We start from the raw sequence: 9,673 nt of genomic DNA, 5'->3' as shown, positions 1-9,673 counted from the left end.
GCCGTGGCGCGGCCCGCCGCCACCGTGTCGTGCGCGGCGCGGGTCCACGCCGGGTGCTCGGCGTTTCCGGCCGCCAGGATGGTGGCGAGCAGATCCAGGACGCCCGCCCGGTCCCTGACCGAGTCCGTCGCCGCCAGCTCCCAGAGGAACGGCACCGTCGCCGCCGTCGAGTCGAAGACGGGCGGGGTGCCGATCCAGCGCTCCAGATCGCTCAGCGCCTCGTCCGAGGTCGGCGCGTCCCCCCAGGCGATCCGGGACAGCACGCCGGGAACCTGGGACGCGGAGCCGTACGCGTGCTGCAGCTCGTGCCACCGCACGTTCCTCATGGCCCCCAGGACAGTCCCCATCCGGGCACTCAATCAGCCTTTACCGCACGGCGTCCACCATGCCGGGGGCCCGTTCCGCGGACCGGCCCGTTCCGTGGAGCCGGCGCAGATACTCCCGTACGGAGCGGGCGTCGTCCGCCGGGGCGACCACGCCCACGTGGTGGTCGGGGCGGACGACCACGACGGTGCCCGTGCCCGTACGACCGGAGGCTTCCGTTCCGTACGCGGCGGCCGCGTGGCCCGCGTCGTCGACCACCGCTCCCGGCTCCGCCCCGGCCCGGTCCTCGTGCGCCGCGTACACCCGGCAGATCCGCACCCCGGCGTCGCCGTACGCGTCCGCCGCCCCGCGCAGGACCGCCGCGCTCCCGGGCCCGAAGCCGAGGACCGTGGTGCGGGGGCCCGCGAAGACGCGGTGCAGCCGGGTCCGTGACCCGGTCGTGGCGTCGGCGCAGGGGGCGTCCGGGGCGCGGTCCCCGGCGCCCGGGCCGGGCTTCCCGGCCTCCGGCGCCCGGTCCCCGGCGGCCAGAGAGCTCCAGCGGTAGCCGATGCCCAGGCCGGTGGTGTCGGGGGTGATCGCCGTGTCCAGGCCGCCGCCGGGGCGGCGGATCGCCTCCAGGGTGGCCCGCAGCCGCTCCGAGGTGAGGTCCAGGGTCCGGGCGGCCACCGGGAGGCGCTCCTCCTCATAGGTGTCCAGCAGCTTCGCGTCCGCGTGACCGGCGAGCACCAGACCCAGCTTCCAGCCCAGGTTGAACGCGTCCTGGATGCCGGTGTTCATCCCGAGGCCGCCCGCGATGGCGTGCACGTGCGCCGCGTCGCCCGCGAGGAGGACCCGCCCCGCGCGGAACCGGTCCGCCATCCGTACGTTGACCCGGTACGTCGACAGCAGCTCGGCCCGTGTCAGGGCCCGGCCGGGCAGAGCGGTGTGGTGGGCGAGCAGCCGCCGGAACCCGTCGGCGGTGGGCGCGAGCGGCCGTCCCCGTCCGTCCCGCTCCGGCCCGGCCTGGAACCACCAGCCCGTCCGTGTGCCGGGGATCGGGCAGAGCATCACCGCGCCGTCCTCGTCGAACCACTGGTGCCAGAGGGTGCGGTCCAGGACGCCCTCGGTCAGGTCGACATCGCCGCAGACCATCACCTGGTCCTCGTCGGTGGTCCCCTCGAACCCGATCCCGAGCAGCTTCCGTACGGAGCTGTGGGCGCCGTCGCAGCCGACGACGTACCGGGACCGGTCGGCCTGCCCATCGGCGTACGCGACGTCGACATGGCCTCCGCCGTCCTCGTCGCCTTCGTTGCCCTCGTTCCGCCCCTGCGTCAGACCCACGACCTCGCGGCCCGGCTCGACGTGGACGCCGTACCCGGCCAGCCGGTCGCGGAGGATCCCCTCCAGCCGCCACTGGGCGATCAGCCACCCCCGGTCGTAGGGGGCGTCCGGGGACGGCGCGGCGTCCGCCCACGGATCGGCCTCCGCGACCGGGAGACGGTCGCGGTACTTGAGCATCGGCAGCGGGGCCGAACCGGCGGCGAGCACCTCCTCGGCCACGCCGAGATCGTCCAGGATCTCCAGCGAGCGGGGGTTGGGCCCCTTGGCGCGTGAGGTGCGCGGCGGGGCGGGGGACCGGTCCACGATCCGTACGGCCACGCCGCGCCGGGCCAGGTCGCAGGCCAGCACCAGCCCGGTGGGTCCCGCTCCCACGATGAGTACGTCGGTCATGCCCATGCCTCTCCTTCGGTCACGCTCCCCGGCCATCCGGAACCAGGGAAACGTAACCGAGTAAGAAAAGCAACTAGGTAATCTTTTGTTGTGCGGGGCTCGGGGGCTCGGAGGTGGAGTCCAGGGGTGGGGCTCCGGGGGCGGTGGCCGCCGTCGCCAGCAGCTTCAGCGCCCGGACCCGGTTGCGCCGGGCGGTCCGCAGCGCGTCCCAGGTCAGCAGCGAGAGCGCCAGCCAGACCAGGGCGAACCCGGCCCACCGCTCGGGCGGCATCGACTCGTTGAAGTACAGGACGCCCAGCCCGAACTGGAAGACCGGGGCCAGGTACTGGAGCAGCCCCAGCGTGGACAGCGGCACCCGGACCGCCGCCGCGCCGAAGCAGATCAGCGGCACCGCCGTGACGATGCCCGTCGCGGCGAGCAGGAACCCGTGCCCCGCGCCCCCGGCGGTGAAGGTCGACTCTCCGGTGGCGGCGAGCCAGAGCAGGAAGCCGAGCGCGGGCAGGAAGAGCACGGCGGTCTCGGCGGCCAGGGACTCCAGGCCGCCCATGTTCACCTTCTTCTTCACCAGGCCGTAGGTGGCGAAGGAGAACGCCAGCACCAGCGAGACCCAGGGCGGCTTGCCGTACCCGATCGCCAGGACGAGGACCGCCGCCAGGCCCGTGGCGACCGCGGCCCACTGGACCGGCCGCAGCCGTTCGCCCAGCAGCAGGACACCCATGGCGATGGTGACCAGCGGATTGATGAAGTAGCCGAGCGAGGCCTCGACGACCTGGCCGTTGTTCACGGCCCAGATGTAGAGGCCCCAGTTGACCGTGATGGTCGCCGCCGCGACCGATATCAGGCCCAGCTTGCGCCGGTCGCGGACCAGTTCGCCGATCCAGGCCCAGCGGCGTACGACGAGCAGGGCGACGGCGACGACGCCGAGCGACCAGACCATCCGGTGCGCCAGGATCTCGATCGCCCCGGACGGCTTGAGCAGCGGCCAGAACAGCGGGACCATGCCCCACATCCCGTACGCGCCGACTCCGTACAGCAGGCCTGCCCGCTGTTCGTTCTTCCCTTCCACGTGCCCTCCCGGCCCGCCCGCGTCGGCGGATCCGCCGACGGCACGACGGTAGCGCCGGAAGCGCTTCGTGTCATAGCCGTCTCATGGAAACACTCATGACAGGGCTGCGCCCGGCGAGGCGGCGCGGGTGGGGGGCAGGGGGCGCGTCGAGGTTCAGGCGGCGGACAGGGCGGCGCGCACGGTCTCGGCGAGGGGCGTCGTCGGGCGGCCGATGAGCCTGGCGAGGTCGCCGCTCGTCCCCGCGAGCCGCCCCCGTCCGATCGCCTCGTCCACGTCCACGAGGACCGCGGCGAAGCCCTCGGGCAGTCCCGCGCCGACCAGGACCTCCTGGTGCGCGGCGGCCGGGACGTTCCGGTACGTGATCTCCTCGCCGGTCATCTCGGACAGCAGCGCGGCGTACTCGGCGAGCGACCAGGCGGTGTCGCCGCTCAGCTCGTAGGCGGTGTTCAGGTGGCCTTCGCCGGTCAGCACGGCGGCCGCGGCGGCGGCGTAGTCGGCCCGGGCGGCGGAGGCGACGCGCCCCGCGCCCGCGTTGGCGAGCACCGCGCGGTGCTCCAGGACCGGGGTCAGGTTGGCGGTGTAGTTCTCCGTGTACCAGCCGTTGCGCAGGAACGTGTACGGCAGCCCGGAGTCGAGGATCAGCTGCTCGGTGGCCTTGTGCTCGTCGGCCAGGGTGAAGTCCGCGCCCGGCCCGCCGAGCACGCCGGTGTACGCGAGCTGCGCGACGCCCGCCGCCTTCGCCGCGTCGACGACCGCGGTGTGCTGCGGCACCCGCTTGCCCACCTCGCTGCCGGAGATCAGCAGTACCCGGTCGCCGGCCCGGAAGGCTCCGGCGAGGGACTCGGGGCGGTCGTAGTCCGCGATGCGCAGCTCCACGCCCCGGGCGGCGAGCGCGGCGGCCCTCTCCTTGTCGCGCACGACCGCGACGACCTCGGCGGCCGGGACCGTGGTCAGGAGGGCGTCGACGACGAGGCGGCCGAGTGCGCCAGTGGCTCCGGTGACAACGATGCTCATGAGGGTCTCCGCTTTCGGTGGTTCAGTCCGTTTCTGTGCTTCGGTTACGACCCTACGGGTAGCGCTAACCAGAGGAAAGTACCCACTTTGAAGTAAGGTACTGGCATGACAGTGAGTGCAAAGAGTTCACGGAACTCGGTGTCGGATTCGGACTCGGACTCGGTCCCCGGCCCGGCTTCGGCCCTGTCTTCTCTCCTGGCCTGGGACGTCAACCAGCCCATGTGCCCGTCCCGGCTGATCCTGGAACACGTGACGAGTCGCTGGGGCGTCCTCGTGCTGGCGGCGCTGCTGGAGCGTTCGTACCGCTTCAGCGAACTGCGCCGCGCGGTGGGCGGGGTCAGCGAGAAGATGCTGGCCCAGACCCTCCGGACGCTGGAGCGCGACGGTTTCGTCCACCGGGACGCGAAGCCGGTGATCCCACCGCGGGTGGACTACACGCTCACCCCGCTCGGCGTCGAGGCCGCCGAGCAGGTCTGGGCGCTCGCCCGCTGGACCGAACGCCAGGTGGACGCGGTGCAGGCGGCGCGCGAGGCATACGACGGGGCCCGGGCCTGACCCCTGTCGGGGGATCGGGCCCGGGCCCCGGGCGGCGTACGTACGGTGGTGGCCCGGCCTCAGCCGACGACGGTCCAGGTGTCGTTGCCGGCGAGGAGCGAACCGAGGTCACCCTTGCCGTTCTGCTCGACGGCGGCGTCGAGCTGGTCGGACATCAGCGTGTCGTACACGGGCCGTTCGACGCTGCGCAGCACCCCGATCGGGGTGTGGTGCAGGGTGTCCGCGTCAGCGATCCGGGACAGCGCGAACGCCGTCGTCGGCGACTGTGCGTGGGCGTCGTGGACGAGGACCTGCGAGCGGTTCTCCTCCGTGACGGCGACGACCTTCAGATCACCGGTGGCCGGATCGCGTACGACGCCCTTGGGCTCCTGGGAGCCGAAGAGGATCGGCTGACCGTGTTCGAGGCGGATGACGGCCTCGGCGGCCTGTTCCTTGTCCTTGAGGACCTCGAAAGCGCCGTCGTTGAAGATGTTGCAGTTCTGGTAGATCTCCACCAGCGCCGTGCCCGAGTGCTCGGCGGCCGCGCGCAGCACGCTGGTGAGGTGCTTGCGGTCGGAGTCGACCGTGCGTGCCACGAACGTCGCCTCCGCGCCGATGGCGAGGGACACCGGGTTGAACGGCGCGTCGAGCGAACCCATCGGCGTCGACTTGGTGATCTTGCCCAGCTCGGAGGTGGGGCTGTACTGGCCTTTCGTCAGTCCGTAGATCCGGTTGTTGAAGAGCAGGATCTTGAGGTTGACGTTGCGGCGCAGGGCGTGGATGAGGTGGTTGCCGCCGATGGAGAGGGCGTCGCCGTCGCCGGTGACGACCCAGACCGACAGGTCGCGCCGCGAGGTGGCGAGCCCGGTCGCGATGGAGGGGGCGCGGCCGTGGATGGAGTGCATCCCGTAGGTGTTCATGTAGTACGGGAAGCGGGAGGAGCAGCCGATGCCGGAGACGAAGGTGATGTTCTCCTTCGCGAGGCCCAGCTCCGGCATGAAGCCCTGCACCGCGGCGAGGACGGCGTAGTCGCCGCAGCCGGGGCACCAGCGCACCTCCTGGTCCGACTTGAAGTCCTTCATGGACTGCTTCGCCTCGGCCTTGGGCACCAGTTGCAGCAGGTCGTTGTGGAGCAGTTCGTCGGTGTCAGGCATCGATGGCCTCCTTGAGGGCCGTGGCGAGCTGCTCGGCCTTGAACGGCATTCCGTTGACCTGGTTGTAGCTGTGGGCGTCCACCAGATACTTCGCCCTGAGCAGCATGGCCAGCTGGCCGAGGTTCATCTCCGGGACGACGACCTTGTCGTAGCGCTTCAGCACCTCGCCGAGGTTCTTCGGGAAGGGGTTGAGATGGCGCAGATGGGCCTGGGCGATGGGCTCTCCCGCGGCCCGCAGCCGGCGCACCGCCGCGGTGATCGGCCCGTACGTCGATCCCCAGCCGAGCACCAGGGTGCGGGCCCCGGCGGGATCGTCGACCTGGATATCGGGGACCTCGATGCCGTCGATCTTGGCCTGGCGGGTACGGACCATGAAGTCGTGGTTGGCCGGGTCGTAGGAGATGTTGCCCGTGCCGTCCTGCTTCTCGATCCCGCCGATACGGTGCTCCAGGCCTGCCGTCCCGGGGACCGCCCACGGGCGGGCCAGCGTCTGCGGGTCGCGCTTGTAGGGCCAGAACACCTCTGTCCCGTCCGCCAGCGTGTGGTTCGGGCCCGTGGCGAAGGAGGTCTTCAGGTCGGGCAGGGTCGCCGTCTCCGGGATCCGCCACGGCTCGGAGCCGTTGGCGAGATAGCCGTCGGAGAGCAGGAAGACCGGGGTGCGGTAGGTCAGCGCGATCCTGGCCGCGTCGATCGCGGCGTCGAAGCAGTCGGCCGGAGTCCGCGGAGCCACGATCGGCACCGGGGCCTCACCGTTCCTGCCGAACATCGCCTGCAGCAGATCCGCCTGCTCGGTCTTGGTCGGCAGGCCGGTCGACGGCCCGCCCCGCTGGATGTCGATGATCAGCAGCGGCAGCTCCAGGGAGACCGCGAGACCGATCGTCTCCGACTTCAGTGCCACCCCCGGACCGGACGTCGTCGTGACGCCCAGCGCGCCGCCGAACGCCGCGCCCAGTGCCGCACCGATCCCGGCGATCTCGTCCTCCGCCTGGAACGTTCGCACACCGAAGTTCTTGTGCCGCGACAGCTCATGCAGGATGTCCGACGCCGGAGTGATCGGGTACGACCCCAGATACAACGGCAGGTCCGCCAGCTGCCCGGCAGCGATCAGCCCGTAGGACAGGGCGAGGTTCCCCGAGATGTTGCGGTAGGTGCCGGTGGGGAAGGCCTGCGAGGCCGGCGCGACCTCGTACGAGACCGCGAAGTCCTCGGTGGTCTCGCCGAAGTTCCACCCCGCCCGGAAGGCCGCCACGTTCGCCTCGGCGATCTGCGGCTTCTTCGCGAACTTCTGCCGCAGGAACGTCTCCGTGCCCTCGGTCGGCCGGTGGTACATCCACGACAGCAGACCCAGCGCGAACATGTTCTTCGACCGCTCCGCCTCCTTGCGAGGCAGCCCGAACTCCTTCAAGGCCTCCAGCGTCAACGTCGTCAACGGCACCGGATGAACGTTGTAGGCCTCCAGCGAACCGTCCTCCAGCGGGTTGGTCGCGTACCCCACCTTCGCCATCGGCCGCTTCGTGAACTCATCCGTGTTCACAATGATCTCCGCGCCGCGCGGAACATCGCCGATGTTCGCCTTCAACGCGGCCGGGTTCATCGCCACCAGGACGTTGGGGGCGTCGCCCGGGGTCAGAATGTCATGATCGGCGAAGTGCAACTGGAAGGAAGAGACCCCCGGCAGGGTGCCCGCGGGGGCGCGGATCTCGGCCGGGAAGTTCGGCAGCGTGGAGAGATCGTTGCCGAAGGAGGCGGTCTCCGAGGTGAACCGGTCACCCGTGAGCTGCATACCGTCACCCGAGTCGCCCGCGAAACGGATGATCACCCGGTCCAGGCGACGGATCTCCTTCCCGTCGCCGCCCGTGGTTCCCGTCGTACCTGACAGGGGGGCTCGCTGACCCCCGAGGACGGCGTCGTTGGCCTCATCGGCCTTCTCTGTCGCGCTACTGACCTGGCTCGTCACTGAACTGGACCTCCCTTGGGGCGGCGGTTCGGAACCGTCCGGCCAGCCGGCGATCCCAGAGGCCACCCTACGTCCGCGTAGGTGGCTCTCCAGGGACCGATCATATGGTGGACGCTATTTTGAGACACCCTTTGAGTCGGGTTTGTCGCCTTTTGTGAAGCTCCCGATCATGGGATGAAGGCGGCCGCCCTCTGAGTCTTTGGTCCTAGCTTGATCTTTAACCTGTGCGGCGGGGTCGTGGGGTGGTCGACTTCTTCTTTCGGGACGTGGTGGTGCCCGTCTTGCGGGGTGTGTGGACGTCGTNCCTAGCTTGATCTTTAACCTGTGCGGCGGGGTCGTGGGGTGGTCGACTTCTTCTTTCGGGACGTGGTGGTGCCCGTCTTGCGGGGTGTGTGGACGTCGTGGCGTGGGGTGGGCCGGGTGTTCTTTCGCCCGGGTGGTCGTCCGGGTCCGGGGCGGGCAGCTTTCGGTGCTTGGGCGGGGCAGGCGGCCGTCGGGCGGATGTGCCGAAAGTCGCGGCGGACACGTGCGGGCGTGAGCCTGTCCGGGGGAACGGGCCTTTCCCATGGACGGCGCCGGTCGGCTGCCAGCGGCCGGGCGAGGCGGAGTTGGGTGTAGGCGGCGAGGATCAGCCAGGTCCAGCGGTCGGCCGCTTCGGGGGTGCGGATCTTCGGGCAGGTCCAGCCGAGGGTCTGCTTGAAGAGGCGGAAAGTGTGCTCGATGTCGAAGCGCCGCAGGTATGCCTGCCAGAGCCGGTCGGCGTCCGTTGCGGTGGCGTCGGTGCCTGACCACCACAGCCAGACCGGCTTCGGGGTGGCTCCGCTGGGCAGATGGTCGATGTCCAGGCGGATCACGGTCCCCTCGACGATCGGGAGGGTGCCGTCGGCCGCGGCCCAGGACGAGCGGTGGGTGAGCTTGGGGTGGAGCCGGTCCCAGGACCGGGCCAGGGCGGTGCCGTAGAGGCGTGTATCGGTGACTGTTTCGGTGTCCGGGGTGCCCCAGGTGTCGGGCTGTCCGAAGACGAACTCGCCTCCGTGCCGGGGAGGCCGGCCCCTGGTGTGGGGCTGCCGCGAGGGTGCGGGCCTGCGCAGGACACGGTCCGACCGCATCCGGGCCAGCACCTGCACCGGCAGGTCCTTCAGCAGGAAGGCGAGGCGGGGTGCGTCGTATCCGGCGTCCGCGATGACGAGGACGTCCGGGTCCCCGGTCTGCCACTGACCTGCGGTGATCAGCCGCTCGACCAGGTCACGCAGCTGCCCGGCGGTGACGGTGGCGGTGTCGTCCCCGGGTGCCAGACGCAACGCGTCCAGCGGTGCGGTCCACGAACTGCGGCCCGGCTCGAGCGCGCAGACGATCGAATAGGGCCAGCCGGGGACCGGGATGTGCTGGTCCTTGCCCCGGCCGTAGGTGTGACACAGGATCCGCTGCGGTGAGGTGTGGGCGTCCGGCCGCAGCCAGCACGTGACATCAACGGCCAGGACCAGCCGGCCGTCCGCCGACCGGGGCAGCGGAACCGAGGCCAGAGCCTGCCGCATCCGGTCCGCGTCGACCCGGCCCTGGGCGAGCGCAGCGTAGAGCCCTCCGTGCCCGCGACGGTGTTCGCCCACCAGTGACAGCTCAGCCAGCGATCTCACCGGCCCGTCCCCGCACATAACTGCATCCGCCAGCTCGAACAGGGCATCCGAACGGGCGGTGAGACAGGAGTGGAACTCACCCCGGAAGCGTGACAGTTCCGCCAGCGGCTCTCGTCGGGCATCGCGATGCTGCAGACTCATCCTCACGGCCTTCGTGCTGGACGTGTGTGTTCCTTGGTCGGAGCACATGTTCAGACGAAGGCCGCTTCCGCGTACGGCGGTTCCCGAACCGAGTGATCAAGTACGACACACCGTTCGACATCGCACGTTAAAGATCAAG

Annotated in this window: 8 protein-coding genes; 1 reads left to right on the top strand and 7 read right to left on the bottom strand. The window is 70.7% G+C overall.

What is annotated here, in order from left to right:
* The 4 genes from CR470_RS31885 to CR470_RS31870 all read right to left on the bottom strand — a co-directional run.
* On the bottom strand, positions 1 to 347 hold a 347-nt coding region (locus tag CR470_RS31885; protein WP_097870952.1), incomplete at its 3' end, for a hypothetical protein.
* Between the two features lie 19 nt (positions 348 to 366).
* Positions 367 to 2,040 (bottom strand): FAD-dependent monooxygenase, encoded by a 1,674-nt coding sequence (locus tag CR470_RS31880; RefSeq protein WP_179892440.1) that lies wholly within the window; start codon positions 2,038 to 2,040, stop codon positions 367 to 369.
* 67 nt (positions 2,041 to 2,107) lie between these two features.
* Positions 2,108 to 3,100 carry an EamA family transporter RarD gene (gene rarD / locus CR470_RS31875; RefSeq protein ID WP_097870949.1) on the bottom strand — a complete coding sequence of 331 codons (993 nt, stop codon included), beginning with the start codon at positions 3,098 to 3,100 and terminating at the stop codon, positions 2,108 to 2,110.
* 153 nt (positions 3,101 to 3,253) lie between these two features.
* Complete coding sequence (locus CR470_RS31870; protein ID WP_097870948.1) at positions 3,254 to 4,114, bottom strand: SDR family oxidoreductase; 861 nt, start codon at positions 4,112 to 4,114, stop codon at positions 3,254 to 3,256.
* A 219-nt stretch (positions 4,115 to 4,333) separates the two neighbouring features.
* Between CR470_RS31870 and CR470_RS31865 the strand changes: the two genes are divergently transcribed.
* Complete coding sequence (locus tag CR470_RS31865) at positions 4,334 to 4,669, top strand: winged helix-turn-helix transcriptional regulator (protein ID WP_097870950.1); 336 nt, start codon at positions 4,334 to 4,336, stop codon at positions 4,667 to 4,669.
* Between the two features lie 59 nt (positions 4,670 to 4,728).
* On the opposite strand, the gene CR470_RS31860 is transcribed toward CR470_RS31865, so the two are convergent.
* The 3 genes from CR470_RS31860 to CR470_RS31850 all read right to left on the bottom strand — a co-directional run bounded on the left by CR470_RS31860 (position 4,729) and on the right by CR470_RS31850 (position 9,534).
* Entirely contained in the window at positions 4,729 to 5,802 is a 1,074-nt protein-coding gene (locus CR470_RS31860; protein ID WP_097870947.1) for a 2-oxoacid:ferredoxin oxidoreductase subunit beta, read from the bottom strand.
* Positions 5,795 to 7,759, bottom strand: coding sequence for a 2-oxoacid:acceptor oxidoreductase subunit alpha (locus CR470_RS31855; protein WP_097870946.1), 1,965 nt, complete (start codon positions 7,757 to 7,759; stop codon positions 5,795 to 5,797). The genes CR470_RS31860 and CR470_RS31855 overlap by 8 nt, the downstream gene beginning before the upstream one ends.
* Positions 7,760 to 8,076: 317 nt before the next feature.
* Positions 8,077 to 9,534 carry an NF041680 family putative transposase gene (locus CR470_RS31850; protein ID WP_097870945.1) on the bottom strand — a complete coding sequence of 486 codons (1,458 nt, stop codon included), beginning with the start codon at positions 9,532 to 9,534 and terminating at the stop codon, positions 8,077 to 8,079.
* Positions 9,535 to 9,673 lie beyond the last annotated feature (139 nt).

Origin of the sequence: Streptomyces sp. rh34 (assembly GCF_002551245.1) — a bacterium.
Classification (GTDB): Bacteria; Actinomycetota; Actinomycetes; order Streptomycetales; family Streptomycetaceae; genus Streptomyces.
This window is presented reverse-complemented; position numbering and strand designations above follow the sequence as displayed.

Excerpts from the sequence above, each read along its gene's own strand:
- CR470_RS31880 (WP_179892440.1), bottom strand. The coding sequence starts at position 2,040 with ATGGGCATGACCGACGTACTCATCGTGGGAGCGGGACCCACCGGGCTG.
- CR470_RS31870 (WP_097870948.1), bottom strand. The coding sequence starts at position 4,114 with ATGAGCATCGTTGTCACCGGAGCCACTGGCGCACTCGGCCGCCTCGTC.
- CR470_RS31865 (WP_097870950.1), top strand. The coding sequence starts at position 4,334 with ATGTGCCCGTCCCGGCTGATCCTGGAACACGTGACGAGTCGCTGGGGC.
- CR470_RS31860 (WP_097870947.1), bottom strand. The coding sequence starts at position 5,802 with ATGCCTGACACCGACGAACTGCTCCACAACGACCTGCTGCAACTGGTG.
- CR470_RS31850 (WP_097870945.1), bottom strand. The coding sequence starts at position 9,534 with ATGAGTCTGCAGCATCGCGATGCCCGACGAGAGCCGCTGGCGGAACTG.